The following is a 24592-nucleotide window of genomic DNA, read 5'->3' as shown; positions in this document are numbered from 1 at the left end:
TCCAGGGTCGGCGCGAAAAGACTTCATACACCCCGGGGTCCGGCATCCGTCCGCCCCTGAACAAGGAGAGAGAAACACATGGCCCGTGCTGTTGGAATCGACCTCGGAACCACGAACTCGGTCGTGAGCGTCCTCGAGGGCGGCGAGCCCAAGGTCATCGCGAACGCCGAAGGCTTCCGGACCACCCCGTCGGTGACTGCGTTCACCAAGGACGGCGAAGTGCTCGTCGGCGAGACCGCGAAGCGCCAGGCCGTCACGAACGTGGAGCGCACGATCTCATCGGTCAAGCGCCACATGGGAACCGACTGGAAGTTCGACGTCGACGGTAAGAAGTGGACCCCGCAGGAGATCTCCGCGCGCATCCTCGGCAAGCTCAAGCGCGACGCCGAGGAGTACCTCGGCGACACGGTGACGGATGCTGTCATCACCGTGCCCGCGTACTTCAACGACGCCGAGCGTCAGGCGACCAAGGAGGCCGGTGAGATCGCGGGTCTGAACGTCCTGCGCATCATCAACGAGCCCACCGCCGCCGCGCTCGCGTACGGCCTGGACAAGGGCAAGCAGGACGAGCTCATCCTCGTCTTCGACCTCGGTGGCGGAACGTTCGACGTCTCGCTGCTCGAGGTGGGCAAGGACGACGACTTCTCCACGATCCAGGTGCGCTCCACCTCCGGCGACAACCGCCTCGGCGGTGACGATTGGGACCAGCGTCTGGTCGACTACTTCATCAAGCAGTTCAAGGACACCACCGGCGTCGACGTCTCGGGCGACAAGATCGCCCTGCAGCGTCTGAAGGAGGCCGCGGAGCAGGCCAAGAAGGAGCTCTCCAGCTCCATGTCGACCTCCGTCAACCTGCCGTACCTGTCGCTGACCGACAGTGGACCGGTCTCGCTGTCCGAGACGATCACGCGCGCGAAGTTCGAGGACCTCACCAAGGACCTCCTGGACCGCACCAAGAAGCCCTTCGAGGATGTCATCCGCGAGGCCGGCATCAAGGTCGCCGACATCGATCACGTCGTGCTGGTGGGTGGATCCACCCGCATGCCCGCCGTCGCCGAACTGGTCAAGCAGGAGGCCGGCAAGGAGCCCAACAAGGGCGTCAACCCGGACGAGGTCGTCGCCGTCGGCGCCGCCCTGCAGGCCGGCGTGCTGCGCGGTGAGCGCAAGGACGTGCTGCTGATCGACGTGACCCCCCTGAGCCTCGGCATCGAGACCAAGGGCGGCATCATGACGAAGCTCATCGAGCGCAACACCGCCATCCCGACCAAGCGCAGCGAGACCTTCACGACGGCCGACGACAACCAGCCGTCCGTCGCCATCCAGGTCTTCCAGGGCGAGCGCGACTTCACCCGCGACAACAAGCCGCTCGGCACCTTCGAGCTCACCGGCATCGCGCCGGCGCCGCGCGGCATCCCGCAGGTCGAGGTCACGTTCGACATCGACGCGAACGGCATCGTGCACGTGTCCGCCAAGGACAAGGGCACCGGCAAGGAGCAGTCGATGACGATCACCGGCGGCTCGTCGCTGCCGAAGGACGACATCGAGCGCATGGTGCGCGAGGCCGAGGAGCACGCGGCCGAGGACAAGAAGCGCCGTGAGTCTGCCGAGGTCCGCAACCAGGCCGAGACGCTGTCGTATTCGATCGACAAGCTGATCAAGGACAACGACGACAAGCTGCCCGCCGACGTCAAGACCGAGGTCCAGGCCGATGTCGACGCGCTCAAGGCCGCTCTGGCCGGCGAGGACGACGACGCGGTCAAGACCGCGTTCGACAAGCTCAACCAGAGCCAGGGCAAGCTGGGCGAGGCCATCTACGCATCCGGTCAGGCTGCGCAGTCGGCTCCGGATGCCGCCGGCGACGCCTCGACGGATGGCGGTTCTGCGGACGCGTCCGCGGCATCCGATGAGGATGTCATCGACGCCGAGGTCGTCGACGACGAGGACGAAGAGAAGAAGTAGCCATGACGGACAAGAACTTCGAAGAGCACGGGGCTGATCAGGAGCCTGGCGACGAGGTTCGACCGGACGAGGAGGGGTCGGAGGCGCAGGTCTCCGACCCCGATTCGCAGCCGGACGGATCCGAGGAGAGCTGGACGATCGACGACATCCTCAACGCCGCGCAGAACGTCGACGCCGCCGCCGAGGATGCGGTCATCGCCGACCTGGAGTCGGCCCTGTTGACCGACCTCAAGCGGCTGCAGGCCGAGTACGCCAACTACCGCCGACGCACCGAGGACCAGCGTGAGCGTGAGATCGAACGGGCCAGGGGCGAGGCCGTGAAGGGCCTGCTGCCGGTTCTCGACGACATCGATCGGGCTGACAAGCACGGCGATCTCGCCGAGGGAAGCCCTCTCGCCGCGATCGGCGAGAAGGTGCGCGCCCTGGCTGAGAAGCTGGGCGCGGTCGCGTACGGCGCGGCCGGCGAGCCCTTCGATCCCCAGCAGCACGAGGCGATCTTCCAGGCGCCGACGCCGGGGGTGGCCGAGCCGACGATCCTCGAAGTCGTCGAGGTCGGTTACCGCCTGGGTTCGGTCGAGCTGCGACCCGCGAAAGTGGTCGTCGCGGTGCCGGCCGACCCGTCGGCGGGCTCAGGGGCCGGTTAAGGCGCCATGGCCAGTCAAGACTGGTTCGACAAGGACTTCTACAAAGTCCTGGGTGTCGACAAGAGCGTCAGCGACGCCGACCTGAAGAAGACCTACCGCAAGCTCGCACGCAAGTATCACCCCGACTCCAATCAGGGCGATGCCAAAGCGGAGGCCACGTTCAAAGAGGTCAGCGAGGCGTACTCGGTGCTGTCCGATCCGGAACAGCGCAAGGAGTACGACCAGATCCGGGCGATGGGCTCGGGAGCGCGCTTCACGGCGGGCGACCAGCCCGGCGGGTTCGAGGACGTGTTCAGCATGTTCGGCCAGGGCCGGGGAGCACGCCAGGCGCCGGAGGACTTCGACGACATCTTCAGCATGTTCAACCAGCAGCAGGGCGGAGGCTTCGGCTCCGGTCGGTTCGGGCAGCCGTCGGGCGGATTCCGTGGCTACGGCGGCCCTCGGCGCGGGGCGGACATCACCGCCCGCACCACGATCGACTTCATCACCGCGACCCGGGGCGAAACGATCACACTGCAGGGGGAGGACGGCAAGCCGTTCAAGGTGAAGATCCCCGCCGGCGTCGCGGACGGGCAGAAGATCCGCCTACGCGGGCGCGGACGCCCATCCCCGGACGGCGGCGAGTCGGGCGACATCGTGGTCCAGGTGGCCGTGCGACCGCACCCCGTCTTCACGCGTGAGGGACTGAACCTCCGCGTGATCGTGCCGGTGACCTTCACCGAGGCGGCGCTCGGCGCGACGATCGAAGTGCCGACCCTGGGTGGCGATCCCGTGAAACTGCGGGTGGCGCCGGGTACGCCTTCAGGCCGAGTCCTGCGCGTGAAAGGTCGCGGTGTGGAAACAGCGAAGGGCACCGGCGACCTCCTCGCCGAGGTGCAGGTCGCGGTGCCATCCCACCTCGACGAGGCTGCCCGCGAGGCTCTGCAGCGGTTCCACGACCTGGAGCCGAAAGAGAACCCCCGCGCGGAGCTGATGTCGAAGGCGCGCGGCTGACCCGCAGACCGACCGCGGGTCGTGTCCCGACCGGGAGACGAAGCGGACCGAGGATCGAAGAGAAGAGGTGAGATGGGATGCCTGAACGAGAGATCGATGAGGACGCCCCCATCTTCGCGATCGCCGTCGCCGCCGAACTCGCCGGCATGCACCCGCAGACCCTGAGGCAGTACGACCGACTCGGGCTCGTCGTGCCCGCGCGCACCCAGGGCGGATCACGCCGCTACTCGACGCGGCACGTGGAACAGCTCCGCGAAGTCGCGCGCCTCTCGTCCGATGGCATGAGCCTGCCCGCGATCGCCCGGATCATCGAACTCGAAGATCGCGTGCGAGAGCTGCATCATCGCGTCCACGACCTGGAGGCGCGCGTGCGCGCCGAGCTGGAGAACCGGCCCGGTGCGCGCGTCTTCGCGGCGGGTGCGACCGGGTCCGTGGTCACCCTGCGCCAGGGCCGCCGTGTCCGGCGGGCGACCGACATCGTCGTGTGGCGGCCGCGGCTGGCACTCGAGCAGAGCCAGGATGACCCGGATGCCGCGGAGAGCGCCGGGCGCGCCGACGGCAAGCGGACGTCGCGGAGGCGCACCGACCCGGGGAAGTAGCGCAGCGCGCGCGGGCTCGCCGGTGCCTTTCCGCGCGGCATCCGGCATCCCGGCCGCGCGGGTTCTAGAGTTCGGGCATGACGGAGGAGCGCTGGCGGCAGCTGACGTACTGGCCGCTGTTGATCTCGTCGATCGTCTTCATCCTCGTCTACTCGTGGCAGGTCATCGCCGATCTCCAAGGGACGCTGTACCTGATCGCGCGGGTGTTCATCCTGCTGACCTGGCTGAGCTTCGCGGCCGACTACCTCGTGCGCCTCATGTTGGCGGACACGCGCGGGCGGTGGTTCCGCGAGCACATCTTCGATCTGCTGGTCGTCGCACTGCCGGTGCTGAAGCCGCTGCGGCTGCTGAAGGCGCTCACGCTCATCCATTCGCTGCGGCGCACGGCGGGCACCGCGCTGCGCAGCAGCATCGCGATCTACGGCGCCGGCGCCGCCGCGATCCTGATCTGGATCGCGGCCCTCGCCGAACTCGACGCGGAACGTGGAGCCCCCGGTGCGAACATCGAGACGTTCGGCGACGCGGTCTGGTGGGCGTTCGTGACGATCACGACGGTCGGCTACGGCGACTACTTCCCCGTCACGGCGTGGGGACGCATCGTCGCGGTGCTGCTGATGTGCGGCGGAGTGGCGCTCGTCGGCGTGGTGACGGCGACGCTCGCGTCATGGGTGCTCGAGCGCGCCGCGATCGGCCGTGACACGGACGAGCCGGCCACGCGGGGTCAGCTTCGCGACGTCTCGCACAAGATCGACGACATCAGTGCGCGGCTGCCGCCACCGCCCGCGCCGAAAGAGAGCGCCGACGCCCGATGAGCCTCTTCGGTCGCCAGCCCACCATCCCTGTGCCGCCACCGGCCGCGCTCTCCCCGACTCTGCGCGTGCTGCTCGGTCTGGCCGCTGCGGTGGTCGCGCTCGCAGGTTTGTTCTTCGCCCGTGAGTTGGTCGGCCCGCTCGTGCTGGCCGCCGTGATCGTCATCATCTGCCACCCCGTCCGTCATCCGCTCGAACGCTTCGGGTGGCCGCGCTGGCTCGCCACGACCGCTGTCATCGTCATCGCCTACCTGATCCTCGTCGTCCTGGGGCTGCTGCTGTTCTTCGCGGGGACGCAGTTCGTCCGCCTCGTGGCGGACTTCACCGACGAGCTGCAGGCGTCCGCGCAGACCGTGATCTCCTGGCTCGGTTCGATCGGACTGGGGGATGAAGCGTCGGATGCCGCGGCATCCGTTCTGGAGCCCTCGACGATCGTGTCCTTCGTGACCTCGCTCGGCGGAACTGCGGTGGGGATCCTCACGGCCCTGTTCTTCGTCCTCGCCTATGTGATCTTCATGGCAGTCGACGGCGCGCGCTACGCACGGGCCGAGACCTCGTTCGGTGCGGCCGCGCGGCCGACGGTGCGCCGCATCCTGAGCTTCAACACGGGTGTGCGGCGGTACTACGTCGTCAACGCGAGCTTCGGCGCGGTCGTCGCGATCATCGACGGGCTGGCGCTGTGGGCGATCGGGGTCCCGGCGCCGGCGGTGTGGGCGATCCTCGCGTTCGTCACGAACTTCATCCCGAACATCGGGTTCGTCATCGGGCTCGTGCCACCCGCACTGCTCGCCCTCGTCGTCGGCGGATGGCCGCTCATGCTCGCCGTGATCGCGATCTACAGCGTCGTCAACGTCGTGCTGCAGGTGCTCGTCCAGCCGAAGTTCGTCAGCGATGCCGTCGACCTCAGCCTGACGCTGAGCTTCTTCTCGGTGATCTTCTGGACCTTCATCATCGGTCCGCTCGGCGCGATCCTCTCGATCCCCCTGACCCTGCTGGTGCGTGCCCTGGTGCTCGAGGGTGACCCGGGCGCGCGGTGGCTGCGGTGGCTCTCGGGCGATCGGACGGCCATCGGGCCGGACTGAGCCTGCTCGGGCGCCCGACACCGGTCGTGCCGGCGCCGCTGCGGTCGGCGGTGCAAGGGATCAGGGATCGAGCCGCAGGACCTGGGACGACTCTCCGAGCGCGACGTCGTCCACGATTCGAAGGGTGCGCGCCAGCTCGTCCACGGCACCGAGGACCGTGCCGAATCGCTCCCGGTCGCTGCACACGGCGGTGACCGTCACGAAATGCGCGCCGGTGTCCCACGTGTACGTCGCGAAAGGCGGGGTGCGCTGATCCTGGGGAAGCGGCATCGCGAGCTTCTCTCCCATGCCCAGGTAGCTGCCGCGGAACGACTCGGTGTCGTCGTACTCCATCGGCATCGTGGCGCGCGCCGCGCGGAGCTGCGCCGTGGCCTCCTGAACCTGGGCCATGACGACCAGCAGCTCCGGGTCGGCCTTCCACACCCAGACGAGTACGCGCCCCGCCGCCCGGCGCATCAGGAACGGGGTCGCCTGACTCATCGCCCATGCCGCGAAGCCGCCCGGACGTCGCGACGTCGAATCCGCGGGACCGGCCACGCCGAGCGCACGGTTCGCCTGGTCGAGCAGCATCCGGATCGCGGCCTTGCGGTGCCGGCGACCGCCGAACACCAGGGAGCCGGTCACGGCGACCCAGCGCTTCGGATCGGCATCAGCCTGAAGTCGGGGCATGCATCCAGCGTACGAGGTGGGAACACGCGTCCGCGTCCGTCCGTGCGAGACAGCGAACCGGCCCGACCAGGGGCGAGGTGCCCGCGCCGGATGCGCTCTTCCGGGCGACGGGTGGGCCCCTCGGCTACGATTGAGTTGCGCATGCACCGACCCGTGCGACCCGCCCCCAGCGCAGAGTTAGGCAACCAGCATCCCGTGACCCCGTCCGAGACGCCCGACGATCCCCGCGCCACCGAGCCCGACGCTCACCGACCCCTCACCGTCGTGATCGGCGCCGACACCTTCGCCCCGCACGTCAACGGTGCCGCGCGCTTCGCCGAGCGCCTGGCCGCCGGCCTCGTGGCGCGTGGTCACGATGTGCACGTCATGGCCCCCAGCGCGACGCATTGGACGCGGGGGACAGCGACCGAAATCATCGAAGGTCAGCCGATGACCCTGCATCGGCTCCCGTCGTGGCGGTGGTTTCCGCACGACTGGCTCACGTTCGTCCTGCCATGGAGAGCGAAGCACCACGCCCGTCGCGTGCTCGACGAGGTCAAACCGGACGTCGTGCACATCCAGTCGCACATCGTGATCGGCCGGGGTCTGGCTCGCGAGGCCCACAAGCGCGGCATCCCGATCATCGCGACCAATCACGTGATGGCCGAGAACATCCTGGACTTCACGACCCTGCCGCATGCGCTGAACGAGGTGATGCTCAAGCTCGCCTGGGCCGACGCGAAGCGGACGTTCGTCATGACGCGCGCTGTGACCACGCCGACCCGCAAGGCGGCGGACTTCTTGGAGTCGACGATCGACATCCACGGCGTCATCCCGATCAGCTGCGGCATCGATCGTTCGAACTATGCGCCCGACCTCACGCCCCGGGACGCGCACCGCATCCTGTTCGTCGGCCGGCTGACCACCGAGAAGCACATCGACGTGCTGCTGAAGGCGGTCGCCCGGCTGGATCCCGAGCTCGATGTCCACGTCGACCTCGTCGGCGGGGGCGATCAGCGCAAGAACCTCGAGCAGCTCGCGCAATCGCTCGGGCTCGCGGCACGCGTGAACTTCCACGGGCACGCGCCGGAAGACGAGCTTCGCGCGCTGTACAGCCACGCCAGCCTGTTCGCCATCGCGTCGATCGCGGAGCTGCAGTCGATCGCGACCATGGAGGCGATGGCCTCCGGGCTTCCGATCGTCGCGGCGAACGCGGTGGCGCTGCCCCACCTCGTCCACGACGGCGAGAACGGGTACCTCTTCGAGCCCGGCAACGCCGAGGAGATGGCAGCACGACTCACGGACGTGCTCACCGCGGCGCCCGAGGAGCGCCTCCGCATGCAGCAGGCGTCGCTCGACGGCGTCGTGATCCACGACATCAACCGCACCCTCGACACGTTCGAGGCGCTGTACCGCGGCGACCCGCTTCCTGAATAGGCGCCGATGCACGTCGTGATGTTCGGCGATCAGCACGTCGAGTCCCTCGGCGGGGCACAGGTCTCGATGCGGCTGCAGCGTCGCTTCCTCGAGCGCGCTGGCCACGTCGTGACGGTCGTCGCGCCGCGGATGCACGGCCCCCGCGCCGGTGCGTCCGATGACGCGTACGTCGACACTCCGTCGATCCCGATCACGTGGGACCGGGAGTACTCGCTGTCCTGGCCGGGCCGCCGGACCGACCGGTTCGTGGATGCCGCGCTCGCCGGCCGGCCGCCGGTGGATGTGGTCCACGTCCAAGGCGACTTCTGGGGCGCCCTCATCGGCCATCGCTTCGCGACCCGACACGGCTTGCGCGTGGTCCACACGATGCACAACCGCGTGGATGTCGGGATCGAGGCGACCGCGCCGTTCCCCGGCATGGTGCTGCGGGTGCTGAACGCGTGGCAGCGGCGGGTCCTGAAGCTCGGACCGAAGGGCCGCGACGGATGGGCGTACCTGCGCGGCTTCGCCGTGCGCTCCCACGCGATCACCGCGCCCTCCTCGCACTTCGCGCGCCGACTGGAGCAGCACGGTGTAGCCCCCGGCATGGGGACGGAGCGGGCCGTCGATGTGGTGTGGAACGGGATCGACGACGACGTCCTGGACGCCGCGCTCGCCGCCGGCGCCGTGGTGCGCGACGCCGGCCGGCCGCGCTTCGTGTGGCTTGGACGGATGAGCCCGGAGAAGCGTCTGATCCCGTTCCTCGACGCCCTCGCCGAGTCGGGCATCGACGCGGATGTGGAGGTCATCGGGGGCGGGGGACAGGCGCGCGCGGCGCGCAGGCTGGTCGAACGGCTGCGGCCGACGGCATCCGTCGTCTTCGCGGGACGGCTGCCGTACGCCGAGACGCTGCGCCGCATCGCCGCGGCCGACGCGGTCGTGCAGACCTCGATCGGATTCGAGACGCAGGGCATGACCGTGTTCGAGGCCGCGGCCCTGGGCACACCCGCGGTCGTCAGCGACCCCGACATCGCGGCGGAGCTCGGTTCGGGCTTCTGGGCGGTGCCGGATGCTTCGTCCGCCGCTCTTGCGGCGACCCTGCGCACCGCGGCGCTGCAGATCGCGACCGGGACGGGCCCGACGCCGGACCCCTCGATCCGTGAGCGCTTCCGCCAGTCGTCGCGAACGGCGGCAATGGTGGAGGTCTACGCCCGCGCCCGGGCCTGACTGCCGGTGGCGTTCGCCCGGCGGTCAGGGTCGGGACGCGCTCAGGGGAGTCGCGTGTAGTCGGTCGGCTCCCGGTGGTAGCCGTCCTTGGTGAGGGCGACGACCGATGCACCGATCGCATATGCGGCAATGGCTGCAACAACAATGATCATCAACATGGCAGAAACGCTACGCTTGACGTGATCCGGCCACGAGTGGCAGGATGGACACACAACGCAGGAAAACTGCCACGACCGTTCCTTGCTCAGAGGAGTTCGACATGAAGACCGTCGCTGTCATCGTCCAAGACGGGTTCGCGCCGTTCGAGTTCGGCGTCGCGTGCGAGGCCTTCGGTCTGGATCGCACGGATGACGGCATCCCGAACTTCGATTTCCGGATCGTGGCACCCGAGCCGGGAGTCGTGCAGTCCAAGATCGGCTTCTCGATCAACGTCGACAACGATCTCACGTTCGCCTACGAGGCGGACCTGGTGGTCGTCTCGCCGACGCCCAAGGAGTGGTGGGGGCGCACCGATCCGCGTGTGCTCGACGTCGTGCGTCACGCCTCGGCCCGCGGCGCGTGGTTGCTCAGCGTGTGCAGCGGGTCGTTCATCCTGGCCCAGGCGGGAGTCCTGGACGGCCGCCGCGCCACGACGCACTGGATGTACGCCGATCGGATGGCGCAGATGTACCCGTCGATCGACGTCGATCCCGATGTGCTCTACGTCCAGGACGGACACATCATCACCAGCGCCGGCACCGCCGCGGGGCTGGATGCATGTCTGCACCTGCTGCGTCAGGAGCTCGGGGCGGAGATGACCAACACCATCGCGCGCCGCATGGTCGTGCCGCCGCAGCGGGACGGCGGTCAGGCGCAGTTCATCTCACGCCCGCTGCCCGAGGTCGCGAGCCTGTCGCTGTCCCCGGTCGCCGACTGGATGATGGAGAACCTGCGGATGGAGCTGCCCGTCGATCAGCTCGCCGCGAAGGCGCACATGTCGCCGCGCACCTTCGCCCGCCGGTTCAAGGCCGACTACGGCACGACGCCCGCGGCCTGGCTGGGCCGTCAGCGGATCATCCACGCGCAGCGCCTGCTCGAGCAGACCGACCTGGGCCTGGACCGCATCGCGTACGAGTGCGGTTTCGGCTCGGCATCCGTCCTCCGTCAGAACTTCTCGCGCGTCCTCGGCACGACGCCCACCGCCTACCGCGCCACCTTCTGCTGCGAGATCGGGACGGGCGGCTCGGCGCTCGAGCGCCGCGAGGCCGAGCGCATGGCTTCCGCAGTTCCCGCCGCATAGCGGTCTCGCCGCTGCAGCGACGCCGAAGCGGCGAGGACGACATGCGTCCCCGCCGCTTCGCGTCCCGCTACTGCGTGTAGCGGTCCCGCAGGGCGTTCAGGTCGACGCTGGATCCGAACGACTTCGCGCTGAAGGTGTCCGCCGTGCCGTTCACGGTCGATGTGTCGAACGCGAAGGTGATGATGGCTGCCGCCAGCGCGTCGGAGTTCACGTCCAAGGCGATCCGGTTGACGTTCCCGGTGAGCCGCTGCTTGTACGCCTTGTTCAGCGCCTTGTAGAGCGCCTGGTCCGCCCCATCGGCGGTGAGGCTGTCACACGGCTGGTGGTAGCACGGGTCGTAGGCGACATCCGCAAGACCGCCGTACAGCGCGGCCTCGTCGGCGGTCTTGATTTCCTCGGCGCCCGTGAACAGGCCGCCGGCCGGGATGCCGACCTCGATGAACGGCCCGTAGTCCGAGCGGCCCGAGAAGTCGGTGTCCTGGTACGGCAGCCCCTGCGACTGGTAGAACTGCTCGAAGACGTCCTCGATCGCCGCGGAGCCCTCGGGGATGAACCCTTCCGGAGCCGTTCCGCTCGAGTTGTCGCCGTCGTACACGCCGTAGAAGTAGTTCGGCGAGCCGATCATGTCGAAGTTCAGGTACAGCGCGATGGCATCCTGCTGTTCCGGGGTCAGGTTCGCGACGTAATGCTCGGAGCCGAGCAGGCCCTCCTCCTCGGCGCCCCACCACGCGAAGCGCACCGTGTTGGTCGGATTGACGCGCTGCATCTGGATCGCGGTCTCCAGCAGGGCGGCGCTGCCCGTGCCGTTGTCGTTGATGCCCGCGCCGTTCTGCACGCTGTCCAGATGTGCGCCCGCCATGACGACGTTGCTGTCATCGCCGGTCGTCGTCTCCGCGGTCACGTTGAACGCGGTCCGCTCCTCGGCGAAGTAGTCGACGGTCACCGTCACCTCCGCGCCGGGCGTCGAGGCGAGATCCTCGCCGACGGGGGAGGCCACGAACACCGCCGGGATGGTGAGTCCGGTCGCGTCGCCGATCATCCCGACCAGGCCGGGCCGACCGTCGTTGGACACGATGACCGCGACGGCACCCGCCGCCTGCGCATTGAGCGCCTTGACCGCGAACCCGCAGGTTCCACGCTGGACCAGGGCGACCGAACCCGGCTCGAAGCCGGCGAAGTCCGCCGCCTCGCAGCCGCTCGTGCTCAGACCGTCCCCGGGGAACGGCTCGACCAGGTCGACCGACACGACCGGCCCGGTGCCGGTACCCTCCGGGCTTCCGGAGTCGAAGTTGTTGCGGAGGAAGTCCTGGCCGTCCACCCACGTCGTCGGGGGGTCGACGCGCGTGAGCTCGGAATTCTCCTCGGCATAGGTGAACGGGAACTCCTGCACCTCGGGGGTGTACCCGGCGCGCGTGAGCTGCTTCACCACATAATCAACGGATGCCGCGTATCCGGGGCGTCCGGCCGCGCGGTCGCCGTTGTCGTCGGCGATGCGCTGCAGTTCCTTCAGATGGTTCATCACCTGGCTGATCTTCACGGCCTTGGTGAGCTTGGTGACAGTATCGGCCTCGGGCACCGCGAAGGCCGGCGATGCCAGACCAACGGTTGCCACCATGGCAGCGGCAGCGATCGCCGCACCCATTTTGTGGGACGTGAACGACATGGTTCTCCTCTCGGATATCGGCGACCTCGTTGACGCCGACGTTCCGACGTTAGTCAACGTGTCGTCGGTTGGGTAGGGCTGGCGCGGGTCACGGTGTCGGTGCATGCGGGCCCCGGTGTCGGCGCGCGGGGGCGTTCGATAGCGTGTGAGCGTGCGCGCCGCGCTCCGGAAACTCTTCTCCCGCAAGACCATCGGCAAGGATGCCGTGTCGGGTCTGGTGCTGGGTGTCGAGGCCGTGCCGGATGGCCTGGCTGCCGGTCTGCTCGCGGGCATCAATCCGCTGGCCGGCCTGTACGCGTACCTGTTCGGCATGGTCGGCGCCGCGTTCTTCACCAGCAGCACGTTCATGGTCGTGCAGGCGACCGGCGCCATGGCGCTGATCGTGTCGGACGCCGACCTCGAGAGCCGCGCCGATCCTGACCGCGCGCTGTACACCCTCGCGATCATGACCGGCATCGTGATGATCCTCGCCGGCCTGTTCGGCGGCGGGCGCCTCGTCCGATTCGTGCCGACGGCCGTCATGGCGGGCTTCGTGACCGCGGTCGGCGTGAACATCATCCTGGGCCAGCTGTCGAACCTCACCGGCTACCCGGCCGAGGGCGGCAACCGGCTCGCAAAGCTGGTCGACCAGCTTCTGCACATCCCGGAATGGAGCATCGCGTCGGTCACCGTCGGACTGCTGGTGATCGGACTGATCCACCTGTTCCGACTCGCCCCGATCGGCTCGGTGGGCCTGGTCGTCGCCGTCGTGCTCGGGTCCGGCCTCGCCGTCCTCCTGAACATCTGGCTCGGCACACCCGTGCTCCTGCTCGACGACATCGTCGACGTGCCGAGCGGCCTTCCGGCGCCGGTGCTTCCCAATATCGACGATGTCGTGTTCCTGATCATTCCGGCGTTCTCGCTCGCGTTCGTCGGGCTGGTGCAGGGCGCCGCGGTGTCAGCGGGCCTCCCGACCCCGACCGGCCGGCCCCCGAACACGTCGCGGGACTTCATCGGGCAGGGCGCCGGCAGCATCGTCTCGGGGGTGTTCCAGGGGATGCCGGTCGGCGGGTCGATGTCGGGCTCGTCGCTCGTCGTGGCGAGCGGGGCCAAGACACGGCTTGTCTTCGTCGTCGCGGGCGGCGTGATGGCTCTGGTGATCCTCTTCGCTTCGGATCTGGTGAACTACGTGGCGATGCCCGCACTCGCCGGGCTGCTGATCGTCATCGGCATCGGCGCCATCAAGCCCAGTCGCATCCTCTCCGTGATCAAGAGCGGCCCGCTTCCGACGACCGTCATGGCGGTCACGTTCGGGCTCACGCTTGTCATGCCGCTGCAGTTCGCCGTCCTCGTCGGGGTCGGCATGGGGATCATCCTGTTCGTCGGGCAGCAGTCGAATCGGGTGCGCGTGCGCCAGGTGCACGTACGTGATGCCGGGCGCATCCGCGAGACCGACCCTCCTGCGCGCATCCCGGCCGGCGAGATCGTGATCCTGCAGCCGTACGGCAGCCTCTTCTTCGCGAGCGCGCCGGTCTTCGAGAATCAGCTGCCCGCGGTGGATCGCGACTCGAAAGGCGCCGTCGTGATCATCCGGCTGCGCGGGACGGATCAGATCGGCCTGTCTCTCATCGAGGTCCTGCGGCGGTACGCGCGGGAACTACGGGATGCCGGTGCCTGGCTCAAGCTCGTCATCAGTGAGAAGCGCGTGTTCGACCAGGTGCAGACGAGCGGTCTGGCCGAGGAGCTGGGCCCGGGCAACGTGTATCGCAGCAGCGAGTGGGTGGGCGAGACGGTGCGGCGCGCGTATGCGGACGCGCGGGAGGAGCAGCGCGGCTGATGATGCGGCGGCATTGTCGCCGACGGACTGCTCTGATAAACTTGAGTCAACGCGGCTCAACTTTGAAGACAGCCGGAGCCGGTACCAGAACTCAGGAGACAGATGAACGCCACGCAGCAGCCCGGGCAGGAGGACCAGCAGAGCCCTCTCGAACAGTTCGGGATCAACCTCACCGACCGCGCCCGCCAGGGCAAGCTCGACCCCGTCATCGGACGCGACAGCGAGATCCGTCGCGTCAGTCAGGTCCTCACACGGCGCACCAAGAACAACCCGGTCCTCATCGGCGAGCCGGGCGTCGGCAAGACCGCCGTCGTCGAGGGCCTCGCCCAGCGGATCGTCGCCGGAGACGTCGCCGAGTCCCTCAAGGACAAGGAGCTGGTCACGCTCGACATCTCCGCGCTGGTGGCCGGTGCGATGTACCGGGGCCAGTTCGAGGAGCGTCTGAAGAGCGTGCTGAAGGAGATCACCGAGTCCGACGGCAAGATCATCACGTTCATCGACGAGCTGCACGTGCTGATGGGCGCCGGTGGCGGGGAAGGGTCGGTCGCGGCATCCAACATGCTCAAGCCGATGCTCGCCCGCGGCGAGCTGCGCATGATCGGGGCCACCACGCTCAACGAGTACCGCGAGTTCATCGAGAAGGATGCCGCGCTCGAACGGCGCTTCCAACAGGTGTACGTGGGGGAGCCCTCGGTCGAGGACACCGTCGCGATCCTGCGCGGGCTGAAGGAGCGGTACGAGGCGCACCACAAGGTCGCCATCGCCGACGCGGCACTGGTGGCGGCGGCATCTCTGAGCAGTCGCTACATTCCTTCGCGGCAGCTGCCGGACAAGGCCATCGACCTCATCGACGAGGCGGCGTCGCGGCTGCGGATGGAGATCGACTCCGCGCCTCTGGAGATCGACGAGCTGCGACGCCACGTGGACCGGCTCAAGCTCGAAGAGCTCGCGTTGAAGAAGGAGAAGGACGCGGCATCCAAGGAGCGTCTTGCCAAGCTGCGTGACGATCTGAAGGGCGAGGAGGAGCGGCTCGGCGAACTGCAGTCCCGCTGGGAGCGCGAACGAGCGTCGCTCAACCGCGTCGGCGACCTCAAGACGAGGCTCGACGCCGCCCGGATGGAGTCCGAACGCGCACAGCGCGAAGGGAACCTCGAGAAGGCGTCGCGCCTGCTGTACGCGGAGATCCCGGCGCTCGAGCGCCAGCTCGTCGAGGCCGAGCGCGAGGAGCCCGCGGGCGACCGCATGGTCAACGACCAGGTCACCGACGAGGACATCGCCTCCGTGATCGCCGCGTGGACCGGCATCCCGGTGGGCCGTCTTCTGCAGGGCGAGACCGAGAAGCTGGTGCACCTCGAAGCCGAACTCGGCAAGCGACTGATCGGGCAGAAGGAGGCCGTCAAGGCGGTCTCGGATGCCGTGCGGCGTTCACGCGCCGGCATCAGCGATCCCGACCGGCCGACCGGCTCCTTCCTGTTCCTCGGACCCACCGGTGTCGGAAAGACGGAGCTCGCGAAGTCGCTGGCGGACTTCCTCTTCGACGACGAGCACGCCATGGTCCGCATCGACATGTCCGAGTACGGCGAGAAGCACTCGGTCTCGCGGCTGGTCGGTGCTCCTCCGGGATACATCGGCTACGAGCAGGGCGGCCAGCTCACCGAGGCCGTGCGACGTCGCCCCTACAGCGTCGTGCTGCTCGACGAGGTCGAGAAGGCGCACCCCGAGGTGTTCGATGTGCTGCTGCAGGTGATGGATGACGGTCGCCTGACCGACGGTCAGGGCCGCACCGTGGACTTCAAGAACGTCATCCTGATACTCACCTCGAACCTCGGTTCGGCGACTCTGATCGACCCGACGCTGACGATCGCGCAGAAGCGCGATGCCGTGCAGGGGCTGGTCCGCCAGGCGTTCAAGCCCGAGTTCATCAACCGGCTGGATGACATCGTGATCTTCCAGGCCCTGACCGAGGACGATCTGGCGCAGATCGTCGAGCTCAGCGTGGACGCGCTGCAGCGCCGGCTGCGCGAGCGGCGGCTCACCCTGGCGGTCACCCCGGACGCGCGCGCGTGGCTCGCCGAGCGCGGCTACGACCCGGTGTTCGGCGCCCGCCCGCTCCGCCGGCTCATCCAGTCCGAGATCCAGGACCGCCTCGCGATGGCGATCCTCTCGGGCGGCGTGCGCGACGGGGACCTGGTGCGAGTGGATGTCGCGGCCGACGGGTCGACACTGGTGCTCACCAGCAGCGGCCCGGCCGCGGCATCCGAGCCCACGGCGGACGAGGACGACGTGGTCGAGGCGATCCTCGAGGACTGAGCCCCGGGCCCCTGCTGCTCCCCTGTCGCAACCTGCCGCGCGCGGGGGCGGTTTGCGACAGGCGAGGGGCTGGCAGGCCGGGGCCCCCTGTTGTTCCGCTGTCGCAACATGTCGCGCGCGGGGGCGGTTTGCGACAGGCGAGGGGCTGGCAGGCCGGGGCCCCCTGTTGTTCCGCTGTCGCAACGTGTCGCGCGCGGGGACGGTTGTGACAGGCGAGGGTTCCTCGTGTCGCATGCCGGTGCGGCGGTACGGTCGGGGCATGCAGATCGCACGCTCCGGCCGCTTCGTCTTCGTCGCCCAATGGGTGGCGGCGCTGCTGCTGCCGCTGTTCTTCTTCCTCGGTCGCGGGCTGGTGGGCGCCGAGGTCGGATGGATGGGCTTCGTCGGGATGGTGTACGGACTCCTCGTGGTCGTCGTGCTGCTGCTCCCGCCGGTGCTGACCCTCTTCGACCCGACCGTCCGGAGGGCGAAGGCCACTCGCCTCGCGTACGACATCGCCAGCGTCGTCCTGTGGGCAGCGCTCATCGTCGGCGCGCTCACCGTCCCCGACGCCGGGGACAGCGGGCGCCTCGACTCCGGCCTCACGGCCTGGACCGGGGGCGCGGTCACGTACGACGCATCCGCGGTGATCTTCACCGCGGCCGCCTTCATCACCGGCATCGCGTATCTGGCCGCCGTGGTGCTCGGCATCGCCGGCATCGTGCGGTGGCGCCGCCCGGTCGACGCGTGAACGGGGACCCGTCATGACCGAACCACCCCGCAGCGAGCCGATCGCGTCCGGCCGTCCGTCGGTTATCGGGGCGCTGTGGCGTTCGACGCACCCCGGCCCGAGCGTCGTGGTGACCGCGGTTGCGCTCACCCTCGGCGTCGCCGCGGGCCTTGAGCCCTGGCGCATCGTCGTGCTGACGCTCGCGATCTTCCTCGGTCAGCTCTCGGTCGGGATCTCCAACGATGCGATCGACGCGCCGCGGGACCGGGTCACGGGTCGAGCCGACAAGCCGATCGCCCGCGGTGACGTGTCGCTTCGCGCTGCGTGGGTCGCGGCATCCGGATGTCTTCTGCTGTCGCTCGTCCTGTCGTTCCTGCTGAGCTGGGCGATGGGGCTCGCCCACCTCGTGGCGCTCGCATCCGCGTGGTCGTACAACGCGGGGCTCAAATCGACGGTGGTCTCGGTCGTGCCGTTCATGGTCAGCTTCGGACTGCTGCCGTCCCTCGTGACGCTGTCCGCCGCGGAGCCGCGCGTCGCGGCCGGGTGGGCGTGGGCGGCCGGCGCGGCGCTCGGCGTGGCGATCCACCTCACCAACGTTCTGCCCGACCTCGACGACGACGCCCGCACCGGCGTGCGCGGCCTGCCGCACCGCCTCGGTCGCCGTGTCTCGGCCGTGATCGCGGCGGTCGCCCTCGTCGGGGGTGCCCTCGCGGTGCTGCTCGGAGCCGGCCCGACGCCGGTGAGCGTGGTGATCTTCGGCGCCGTCGTCCTCATCGCGATCGCCGGGCTCGTACTCGCGCTCGTGCGGCCGCCCGGGCGTCGGGTGTTCCAGCTCGTGATGCTCGCGTCGCTCCTGCTGTGCGTGCTGCTCGCTGCGACGGGTCCGGCGCTCGCGACCTGAGCCCCCGGCCGCCACTCGCGGGGGAAGGTGCGGGAAGCGCGGCGTCTCCGGGACCGGCGCGGCGTCACGGGCCGGCGTCGAGCCCCATCGCGTACGCCCACGCGAATCCGCGCCCGAGCGGCGGCATCAGCATGCCGCGCACGAGCGTGCGGCGTGCGGCATCGATCGGGCCCTGTCGCGGGCGGCCGAGCACAGTGTTGACCGCGGCGAGCCGCCCCGCCCGCACGGCCGAGCGCACGCGACGGTGCTCCCACACGGCGAGGTCCGCGTCGGGTGCGGCGCGCTCGTGGATCCACCGCGCCAGCAGCGGTGCCAGGCCGACGGCATCCAGCAGTCCGAGATTCATCCCCTGACCGCCGATGGGGCTGACCTCGTGCGCCGTGTCGCCGATCACGAACAGCCCGCCGCGCCGCAACCGCGGGGCGATGACGCGCCGCACCCCGAATGCGGTCGCGGTGACGACGGCGTCGGCGACGGATGCCTCGCCCCGAGCTCGCAGGGCGGCCTGAAGCCGCGCGACCCGCGCCGACTCCGAATCCGCGGCCGGATCGGTCGCGGCATCCCACGCCACCATGCGCCGCATCGCACCCGGGAGCGGGAAGGATTCGAGCACGCCACCCGGCGCGAGATTGACGATCGCGGTATCGGCATCCGATCGATCCCCGACGCTGATGTCGGACATGAGATAGCGGTCGGGGTACGTGGTGGTGGGCACCGCGCGATAGGCCAGCGGCCGCGCGGCCCACCCGCCGGCCAGCACGACGATCGGCGCGGCGGCCACCTCGTCGGTACCGTCGGAGTGCGTGAGCGTCAACTCGACGGCGGTCGGGCGCCCCCTCACCGCGGTCACCTCGGCACCGCGCTCCGGGGCCGGCGCCGCCGCACCGAGCACCGCCTCGGTCTCGGCCTGGGCCAGCGTGGCCACGAACGGGAAGCGCGTCGAGAGCCGGTCGAACCGCACGACCCCGAGCACGCGTTCGCCGGCGCGCGCTTCCCCGCGGTGGACGCGCCGGGCGTGCGCGAGCAGCTGCTCGGTGATGCCCGACTCCTCGAGGGCGGCGAGGACCGGCGCGTGCAGTCCGATCGCGCGGGTGCCGAGTCCGGGAGCCGGCCGGCGCTCCAGCAGTCGCACGTCCACACCGCGACGGAGGAGCTCGGCCGCGAGCAGCGTCCCTACCGGACCTGCACCGACGACGACGACATCAGGCATCGGCGAGTCCGGGTGCGACGGCGAGCACTCGGAACGGAAACGGCCGCTCGACACGCCACGGGGCACCCAGGACGTCGGCGAGCTCGGCCCGGCGATAGCTGCGGCGGATCGAGCGCAGACCGTCGGTGCGCAGGAACGAGCCCGGGGCGAACGGGGTGATCCACACCGTGTACAGCCCGTACGCGACACGGCCGCGTTCGATGTCCGCGTGCATGACCAGGCCGCGAGAGAGTCGACGCGACTCGTCGGCAAAACGCAGCAGCTCGTCCGAGGTCAGATGGTGCAGCACGTGGTTCGACAACACCAGGTCGAAGGATTCGCCCTCTTCCAGAAGGCTCCCGCTGTCCGTGCAGCGGAAGCTCGCTCCCGCCGGTGAACTCCTCGTGGTCGCCACCTCGAGGGCGCGGGGATCCGGATCCACACCGATCCATTCGACCGTGAGGCCGTCTCGCCGCGCGCGGTGCGCGAGGTGTGTCAGGACGTCGCCGCCGCCGCAACCGAGGTCCAGTACCCTCGCGGGCCGATCGAGCGCGGAGAGGTACGGCCGGATCCGGGAACGGTAGATGTGCCCCCACCCCGACACCACGCGGTTGATCGTCTCGAACCGCCGCAGCGTGGTGCGGAGGAGCTCGGGGTCGCACCCGGGGTCGTCCATCAGCTCGAGCAGGACCCCGTCGCGTTCGGCCAGGCTCATCCCGCCACTGCCAGGTGTCGTTCGGCGTGGGCGGCCGGCGTGACCGGGGCGATCCGCTTGGTGAACATGGCCGATTCGACGGTCAGCCCCGGGCCGAACGCGAGGCCCGCGATGGTCGCGCCGTCCTGGACCGCATCGTCGCGCAGCAGCTCCCGCAGGATGAACATGACCGTGGCGCTGGACATGTTGCCGTAGTCCCGCAGCACGGCGCGCGACGCGTGCAGCGCTTCGGGGGCGAGTTCGAGGCCGGCCTGAACCCGATCCAGGATGCTGCGACCACCGGGGTGGATCGCCCACGCCGTCGGCACGTCGCCCGCGAGAAAGCTGTCGACCGCTCCACGGATCTCTCGTCCGATGATGCGGGGCACCTCGCCGGTCAGGACCATCTCGAACCCGTCGTCGCCGATGGTCCAGGCCATGTCCTCCTCGCCTTCGCTGGTCAGCGTCGTGCCGAACCGCTCGAGGTCCAGGCCGGGGCGGTCGGCCGCGTCGGCGGTGATGACCGCCGCGGCCGACCCGTCGGCGAACACCGAGGACGAGACGATCTGGTCCGGCGACGCGCTCGGCCGGATGTGCAGGCTGCACAGCTCCGTGCAGACGACGAGCACGACGGCGTCGGGCTGGGCGGCGCAGAACCGCTCGGCTGCCCGCAGCGCCGGAAAGGCGGCGGCGCAGCCGATGAATCCCAGGTGGTAGCGCTCCGTGGAGGGTGCCAGCCCCAGGTCGCGGACGATACGGAAATCGGGGCCGGGGGCGAAGCATCCGGTGCACGAAACAGTGACCACGTGCGTGATCCGGGATGCCGCGACCCCCGCCTCGTCGAGGGCGGCCTGCGCCGCCCTGCGGGAGAGCTCCGGCGCGAGCCGGATGTACTCCGCGTTGCGCAGCGCGGTGCCGGGGGAGCGCAGCATCCCCTGGGCGTCGACGAAGATGCCGTCGCCTCCGGCATCGCCCAGTTCGGGCAGCACGGTGTGCCGCCGCTCGATCTGGGCCGCGTCGAACGTCGCGCGGATGAGGCGCTGCGTGAGCCGGTCGCAGTCGGGTTGTTGGGCGAAGAAGTCGCGGATGCGGTCCTGTGCGATCGTCGTCGGGGGTGTCGCGGTTCCGATCGACAGGATGCGTGCGGTCATGCTTCACGATAGGCCGGGAACACCGCTCGCGCACAGGGATAGCGCGATCCGCGTTCCCGCGATCGGGAATCGACCGTCTTCCGATACCCCCGCTCCGCGGGCTGTGCGATCGTCTGCGCGTTCGCTCCGCCTCCTCTGTTCACTTGCCCTGTATGTACGCCGATCGTCTCGTTTCGCGTACGAACAGGGCAAGTGAACAGGGGAGGGACGGGGCACACGAGCGGATGCCGCGGCATCCGGCCGTGCGTGGCGGGACACGCGAAGGGACAAGCGACGGGCCGCTCGACGGTTCAGCGGGCTGAGGGTGCCTCGGTGTCGGGCAGGTCGCGCATCGACCAGAACGGGCCGATGAGGACGAACAGCGCCGCGAGGAGCTGGCCGACGGCCCCGATCCACATCGTCGCGACCACTCCGAGCCACGTGCCGAGGGCGCCGGAGAGCACCGCCGCGATCGGCATCACGCCCCACACGACGAAGCGGATGGACGCATTCATCCGGCCGAGCAGCCGCGGCGGCGTGATCCGCTGCCGGAAGGTCACCTGGGTGACGTTGTACCAGAGCACAGTGAAGCTGCCGACGAAGCCCTGCGCGACCAGCAACGGGAACGCGATGGACGGCACCATCGCGGCAACCGGGAGAAAGACGGCCACGACGCTGAACCCGATGGAGCTGAGCGGGATCGATCGCGCTTCGCCGAGCCATCGCACGATGTGCGGGGTCGCGACGGCCCCGATCAATCCGCCGACGGCGCCGAGCGAGAAGATGACGCCCATCGAGGCCGGGCTGAGTCCGAGCTCCCGCAGGAGGAAGATCGGCAGCATGGTCGTCGAGACCATGTTGAAGAAGTTCGATGTCGCCGTCGTGCCCACGATCCGCCGGAGCAGCTTCTCGGCGAAGACGAACCGCAGGCCCTCCCAGATCTCGTGGAGGATCGGGGCCCGATCTTCGGGGGCACGCTCCGGCTCATCGTCACGCGTGAACAGCAGCGCAGCGAACGAGATCAGGTACGTGCCCACGGTCGTGAGGATCGCGAAGGGCGCAGCGATGATGCCGATCAGCCACCCGCCGATTCCGGGGCCGGTGATGTTCGCCACCTCGTACGTGGCCTGCAGCTTGCCGTTCGCCTCGGCGATCTGCGCCGGGCGCACCAGCGACGGGATGATGCTCTGATAGGACACGTCGAAGAAGACGGTCGCAACCCCGACGATCAGGGCGACGGCATAGAGGTGCCACATCTGCAGCGCGCCGAGCCACCACAGCAGCGGGAGTGCGGTCAGCGCGACCGCGCGCACCGCATCGGCCCAGATCATCACGCGCCGTTTGCGCATGCGGTCGATCCAGGCGCCCGCGGGCAACCCGACGACGAGGAATGCGGCCACCCCCGCGGCGCTGAGCATGCCCACCTGCAGCTCCGTCGCGTTCAGGATGAGCACCGCCAGGACCGGAATCGCCAGCTCCTGGATCTGCGATCCGAACTGGCTGAAGGCCTGCCCGCTCCAGAAGGTGAGGAAGTTGCGGTCGCGCCACAGGCTGCGGGGCGGCGCGGTCGGCCCTGAGTCCGTCACCCGCGTGTCGCCGGTTCGGTCGTCGTTCCTCCACTCGCTGACCGGTCCCGCCAGTCCGCCGGGGCGCTCGGATTCGGCACGTGCCTCGGCGATCACGTCACGATCCGTGCCATCGGCATCTGATTGAGACATGTCAATCAGTGTCCGACACTGATTGAGGAATGTCAATCACCGAGTTAGGCTGACGCCATGACCGAAGAGCGGATCGTCCTGCACGAGGACGATCCGGCTGCGCGGGCTCGGATCCGCGCACTCAGCTCCGCGACGCGACTGCGCGTGCTACGCCTGTGCGCATTCGAATCCCGCACGAACAAGGAGCTCGCCGAGCTGCTCGGCGTGAACCCGGGGACGATGCTGCACCACGTCCGCACCCTCGTGCAGACCGGGTTCCTCGCGGCCGATCCCGATCGCATCGGCGCTCAGGGCGCGCGGGAGGTGCCGTACCGGGCGACGGGGCTGTCCTGGCGCACGTCGATGCCGGGCGGGTCGCTGGTGATGGTCGAGACCTTCCTGCAGCAGATCGCGGGCCTGCCGCCGGATGACGTCGACACCACATGGCTCGGGCTCAAGATCAACGACCAGCACCGGGAGGAGCTCACGCACCGCCTGTACGAGGTGATCAGGGAGTTCAAGGAGCGCGGACCGGACCCGGACGGCCAGCCGTACTCGCTCTTCACCGCCCTGCACCCCGATCTGAACCCGCCGGCTTCGCGCTGAGCCGCTCGGAGCCGAGCCCGGCCGAACGTTCGCGTGCGGCGCTCAGCGGGTGAGGCGGCGCCCGATGATCTCCTTCATGATCTCGGTCGTGCCGCCGAAGATCGTGGCGACCCGGGAATCCATGTAGTCGCGGGCGACGGCGTATTCGCGCATGAAGCCGTATCCGCCGTGCAGCTGCAGGGCGCGCTGGATGACCCGCTGATGCAGTTCGGTCGCCCACCACTTGGCCATCGCCGCGGTGATCTCATCCAGTTCGTGGCCGGACGCATCGAGGATGCAGCGGTCGATGAAGGTCTGCGTCACCTCGATCTCGGTCGCCAGCTCGGCGAGGTAGAAGCGGTTGGCCTGGAAGTCGGCGATGCGCTCGCCGAAGGCACGGCGCTCGCCGGCGTAGGCGAGTGCCTGCTCGAAGGTCGCGCGCATGCGCGCCATCGACGTGATGGCGATGCTGAGACGTTCGATCGCGAGGTTGCGGCGCATGTTCGTGAATCCTTCGCCCTCACCGCCGAGCACGTTCGTCCGGGGAACGCGCACGTTCTGGAAGAACAGTTCCGCCGTGTCCTGCGCGGGCAGGCCGATCTTCTTCAGCGGTCCGGACCGGGTGAATCCCGCAGCGTCGGCATCGACGATCAGCATGCTGATGCCCTTCCGGCCCGCGGACGGGTCGGTGCGGACGGCGACGATGAAGAAGTCCGCGAGCAGGCCGTTCGAGATGAACGTCTTCGCGCCGTTGAGCACGAGAGCGTCGCCGTCCGGGATCGCCGTGGTCGTGATCGCGGCGAGGTCGGATCCCGTGCCGGGCTCGGTCATCGCGATCGCGCCGACCTTCTCTCCGGCGAGCATCGGGGCGAGCCAGCGCTCGTTCTGGTCCCGGGTGCCGAAGTTGGTGAAGTACGGCGCGACGAGATCGTTCTCGCCGCTGATGGACATCGACACATCGCTCGCTCCGGCGCGAGCGAACTCCTCGATGACGATCGCATTGAAGCGGAAATCATCCATGCCGCCGCCGCCGAACTCCTCGGGAGCGGTGATTCCGAGCAGTCCCGTCTCGGCCGCCTTGCGGAAGAGGTCCCGATCGACGCGTCCTGCCTCGCCCCACGCGGCCAGGTGGGGGGTGACCTCGCGCTCGACGAAGCGGCGGACCACGTCACGGAACTCGTCGTGGTACTCGCCGAAGATCGTGCGGGGAAGAGCGACACTGGCCATGGGAGACATTGTAGT

The 24592-nt window shown here is 69.2% G+C and carries 21 protein-coding genes; 14 read left to right on the top strand and 7 right to left on the bottom strand.

Going from position 1 to position 24592, the window contains the following annotated elements:
- Nucleotides 1-78 precede the first annotated feature (78 nt).
- The 6 genes from dnaK to ABD655_RS01275 all read left to right on the top strand — a co-directional run bounded on the left by dnaK (nt 79) and on the right by ABD655_RS01275 (nt 6086).
- Nucleotides 79-1959 carry a molecular chaperone DnaK gene (gene dnaK / locus ABD655_RS01300; RefSeq protein ID WP_344710876.1) on the top strand — a complete coding sequence of 627 codons (1881 nt, stop codon included), beginning with the start codon at nt 79-81 and terminating at the stop codon, nt 1957-1959.
- Between the two features lie 2 nt (nt 1960-1961).
- Nucleotides 1962-2603 carry a nucleotide exchange factor GrpE gene (locus tag ABD655_RS01295; protein WP_344710874.1) on the top strand — a complete coding sequence of 214 codons (642 nt, stop codon included), beginning with the start codon at nt 1962-1964 and terminating at the stop codon, nt 2601-2603.
- Between the two features lie 6 nt (nt 2604-2609).
- Nucleotides 2610-3596, top strand: coding sequence for a DnaJ C-terminal domain-containing protein (locus ABD655_RS01290; RefSeq protein WP_344710872.1), 987 nt, complete (start codon nt 2610-2612; stop codon nt 3594-3596).
- A 77-nt stretch (nt 3597-3673) separates the two neighbouring features.
- Nucleotides 3674-4195, top strand: coding sequence for a heat shock protein transcriptional repressor HspR (locus ABD655_RS01285; RefSeq protein ID WP_344710869.1), 522 nt, complete (start codon nt 3674-3676; stop codon nt 4193-4195).
- Nucleotides 4196-4272: 77 nt separating this feature from the next.
- The gene (locus tag ABD655_RS01280) at nt 4273-5007 is read left to right on the top strand and encodes a potassium channel family protein (protein ID WP_344710867.1); all 735 of its coding nucleotides are present in this window, start codon (nt 4273-4275) and stop codon (nt 5005-5007) included.
- Nucleotides 5004-6086, top strand: coding sequence for an AI-2E family transporter (locus ABD655_RS01275; protein ID WP_344710865.1), 1083 nt, complete (start codon nt 5004-5006; stop codon nt 6084-6086). Before ABD655_RS01280 ends, ABD655_RS01275 begins: the two co-directional genes overlap by 4 nt.
- A 60-nt stretch (nt 6087-6146) precedes the next feature.
- Here the strand turns inward: ABD655_RS01275 and ABD655_RS01270 are convergent, their stop codons facing one another.
- Entirely contained in the window at nt 6147-6755 is a 609-nt protein-coding gene (locus ABD655_RS01270) for a hypothetical protein (protein ID WP_344710863.1), read from the bottom strand.
- A gap of 195 nt (nt 6756-6950) precedes the next feature.
- Between ABD655_RS01270 and ABD655_RS01265 the strand changes: the two genes are divergently transcribed.
- The 3 genes from ABD655_RS01265 (at nt 6951) to ABD655_RS01255 (ending at nt 10656) form a co-directional block, all read left to right on the top strand.
- Entirely contained in the window at nt 6951-8171 is a 1221-nt protein-coding gene (locus ABD655_RS01265) for a glycosyltransferase (protein WP_344710860.1), read from the top strand.
- 6 nt (nt 8172-8177) lie between these two features.
- Nucleotides 8178-9377 (top strand): glycosyltransferase, encoded by a 1200-nt coding sequence (locus ABD655_RS01260; RefSeq protein WP_344710858.1) that lies wholly within the window; start codon nt 8178-8180, stop codon nt 9375-9377.
- 259 nt (nt 9378-9636) lie between these two features.
- On the top strand, nt 9637-10656 hold the full coding sequence (locus ABD655_RS01255) for a GlxA family transcriptional regulator (RefSeq protein ID WP_344710856.1): 1020 nt from the start codon (nt 9637-9639) through the stop codon (nt 10654-10656).
- A 67-nt stretch (nt 10657-10723) separates the two neighbouring features.
- Here ABD655_RS01255 and ABD655_RS01250 read toward each other — a convergent pair whose 3' ends face one another.
- Entirely contained in the window at nt 10724-12319 is a 1596-nt protein-coding gene (locus tag ABD655_RS01250; RefSeq protein ID WP_344710854.1) for a M20/M25/M40 family metallo-hydrolase, read from the bottom strand.
- 151 nt (nt 12320-12470) lie between these two features.
- Between ABD655_RS01250 and ABD655_RS01245 the strand changes: the two genes are divergently transcribed.
- From ABD655_RS01245 to ABD655_RS01230, 4 genes are all read left to right on the top strand, one after another.
- The gene (locus tag ABD655_RS01245) at nt 12471-14135 is read left to right on the top strand and encodes a SulP family inorganic anion transporter (protein WP_344710852.1); all 1665 of its coding nucleotides are present in this window, start codon (nt 12471-12473) and stop codon (nt 14133-14135) included.
- Nucleotides 14136-14237: 102 nt separating this feature from the next.
- Nucleotides 14238-16445 (top strand): ATP-dependent Clp protease ATP-binding subunit, encoded by a 2208-nt coding sequence (locus tag ABD655_RS01240; protein ID WP_344710850.1) that lies wholly within the window; start codon nt 14238-14240, stop codon nt 16443-16445.
- 259 nt (nt 16446-16704) lie between these two features.
- Nucleotides 16705-17175 carry a hypothetical protein gene (locus ABD655_RS01235; RefSeq protein ID WP_344710848.1) on the top strand — a complete coding sequence of 157 codons (471 nt, stop codon included), beginning with the start codon at nt 16705-16707 and terminating at the stop codon, nt 17173-17175.
- A gap of 13 nt (nt 17176-17188) precedes the next feature.
- Nucleotides 17189-18055: a UbiA family prenyltransferase gene (locus tag ABD655_RS01230; protein WP_344710843.1), complete on the top strand. Its 867-nt coding sequence runs from the start codon at nt 17189-17191 to the stop codon at nt 18053-18055.
- A gap of 64 nt (nt 18056-18119) precedes the next feature.
- Here the strand turns inward: ABD655_RS01230 and ABD655_RS01225 are convergent, their stop codons facing one another.
- From ABD655_RS01225 to ABD655_RS01210, 4 genes are all read right to left on the bottom strand, one after another.
- Entirely contained in the window at nt 18120-19265 is a 1146-nt protein-coding gene (locus tag ABD655_RS01225; RefSeq protein ID WP_344710838.1) for an FAD-dependent oxidoreductase, read from the bottom strand.
- Nucleotides 19258-19959 carry a methyltransferase domain-containing protein gene (locus ABD655_RS01220; RefSeq protein WP_344710836.1) on the bottom strand — a complete coding sequence of 234 codons (702 nt, stop codon included), beginning with the start codon at nt 19957-19959 and terminating at the stop codon, nt 19258-19260. The genes ABD655_RS01225 and ABD655_RS01220 overlap by 8 nt, the downstream gene beginning before the upstream one ends.
- A complete protein-coding gene (locus ABD655_RS01215) occupies nt 19956-21089 on the bottom strand; it encodes a type III polyketide synthase (RefSeq protein WP_344710834.1) in 1134 nt (377 codons plus the stop codon). The genes ABD655_RS01220 and ABD655_RS01215 overlap by 4 nt, the downstream gene beginning before the upstream one ends.
- Nucleotides 21090-21379: 290 nt before the next feature.
- Nucleotides 21380-22786, bottom strand: coding sequence for an MFS transporter (locus ABD655_RS01210; RefSeq protein WP_344710831.1), 1407 nt, complete (start codon nt 22784-22786; stop codon nt 21380-21382).
- A 57-nt stretch (nt 22787-22843) separates the two neighbouring features.
- Between ABD655_RS01210 and ABD655_RS01205 the strand changes: the two genes are divergently transcribed.
- The gene (locus ABD655_RS01205) at nt 22844-23371 is read left to right on the top strand and encodes an ArsR/SmtB family transcription factor (protein WP_344710829.1); all 528 of its coding nucleotides are present in this window, start codon (nt 22844-22846) and stop codon (nt 23369-23371) included.
- Between the two features lie 42 nt (nt 23372-23413).
- On the opposite strand, the gene ABD655_RS01200 is transcribed toward ABD655_RS01205, so the two are convergent.
- Nucleotides 23414-24577, bottom strand: a complete 1164-nt coding sequence (locus ABD655_RS01200) for an acyl-CoA dehydrogenase family protein (RefSeq protein ID WP_344710826.1) — start codon at nt 24575-24577, stop codon at nt 23414-23416.
- Nucleotides 24578-24592 lie beyond the last annotated feature (15 nt).

The sequence above is a fragment of the Microbacterium terregens genome, from assembly GCF_039534975.1.
GTDB classification, from domain to species: Bacteria; Actinomycetota; Actinomycetes; order Actinomycetales; family Microbacteriaceae; genus Microbacterium; species Microbacterium terregens.
The sequence above is the reverse complement of the archived record's forward strand: the minus strand, read 5'-3'. Positions and strand labels throughout refer to the sequence as shown.

Bases quoted from the DNA above. Each gene is read 5' to 3' on its own strand.
- ABD655_RS01210 (WP_344710831.1), bottom strand. From the start codon at position 22,786: ATGTCTCAATCAGATGCCGATGGCACGGATCGTGACGTGATCGCCGAG.
- ABD655_RS01250 (WP_344710854.1), bottom strand. From the start codon at position 12,319: ATGTCGTTCACGTCCCACAAAATGGGTGCGGCGATCGCTGCCGCTGCC.
- ABD655_RS01205 (WP_344710829.1), top strand. From the start codon at position 22,844: ATGACCGAAGAGCGGATCGTCCTGCACGAGGACGATCCGGCTGCGCGG.
- ABD655_RS01260 (WP_344710858.1), top strand. From the start codon at position 8,178: ATGCACGTCGTGATGTTCGGCGATCAGCACGTCGAGTCCCTCGGCGGG.
- ABD655_RS01215 (WP_344710834.1), bottom strand. From the start codon at position 21,089: ATGACCGCACGCATCCTGTCGATCGGAACCGCGACACCCCCGACGACG.
- dnaK (WP_344710876.1), top strand. From the start codon at position 79: ATGGCCCGTGCTGTTGGAATCGACCTCGGAACCACGAACTCGGTCGTG.
- ABD655_RS01270 (WP_344710863.1), bottom strand. From the start codon at position 6,755: ATGCCCCGACTTCAGGCTGATGCCGATCCGAAGCGCTGGGTCGCCGTG.
- ABD655_RS01290 (WP_344710872.1), top strand. From the start codon at position 2,610: ATGGCCAGTCAAGACTGGTTCGACAAGGACTTCTACAAAGTCCTGGGT.
- ABD655_RS01280 (WP_344710867.1), top strand. From the start codon at position 4,273: ATGACGGAGGAGCGCTGGCGGCAGCTGACGTACTGGCCGCTGTTGATC.
- ABD655_RS01240 (WP_344710850.1), top strand. From the start codon at position 14,238: ATGAACGCCACGCAGCAGCCCGGGCAGGAGGACCAGCAGAGCCCTCTC.
- ABD655_RS01285 (WP_344710869.1), top strand. From the start codon at position 3,674: ATGCCTGAACGAGAGATCGATGAGGACGCCCCCATCTTCGCGATCGCC.
- ABD655_RS01200 (WP_344710826.1), bottom strand. From the start codon at position 24,577: ATGGCCAGTGTCGCTCTTCCCCGCACGATCTTCGGCGAGTACCACGAC.
- ABD655_RS01255 (WP_344710856.1), top strand. From the start codon at position 9,637: ATGAAGACCGTCGCTGTCATCGTCCAAGACGGGTTCGCGCCGTTCGAG.
- ABD655_RS01225 (WP_344710838.1), bottom strand. From the start codon at position 19,265: ATGCCTGATGTCGTCGTCGTCGGTGCAGGTCCGGTAGGGACGCTGCTC.
- ABD655_RS01295 (WP_344710874.1), top strand. From the start codon at position 1,962: ATGACGGACAAGAACTTCGAAGAGCACGGGGCTGATCAGGAGCCTGGC.
- ABD655_RS01235 (WP_344710848.1), top strand. From the start codon at position 16,705: ATGCAGATCGCACGCTCCGGCCGCTTCGTCTTCGTCGCCCAATGGGTG.
- ABD655_RS01230 (WP_344710843.1), top strand. From the start codon at position 17,189: ATGACCGAACCACCCCGCAGCGAGCCGATCGCGTCCGGCCGTCCGTCG.
- ABD655_RS01220 (WP_344710836.1), bottom strand. From the start codon at position 19,959: ATGAGCCTGGCCGAACGCGACGGGGTCCTGCTCGAGCTGATGGACGAC.
- ABD655_RS01275 (WP_344710865.1), top strand. From the start codon at position 5,004: ATGAGCCTCTTCGGTCGCCAGCCCACCATCCCTGTGCCGCCACCGGCC.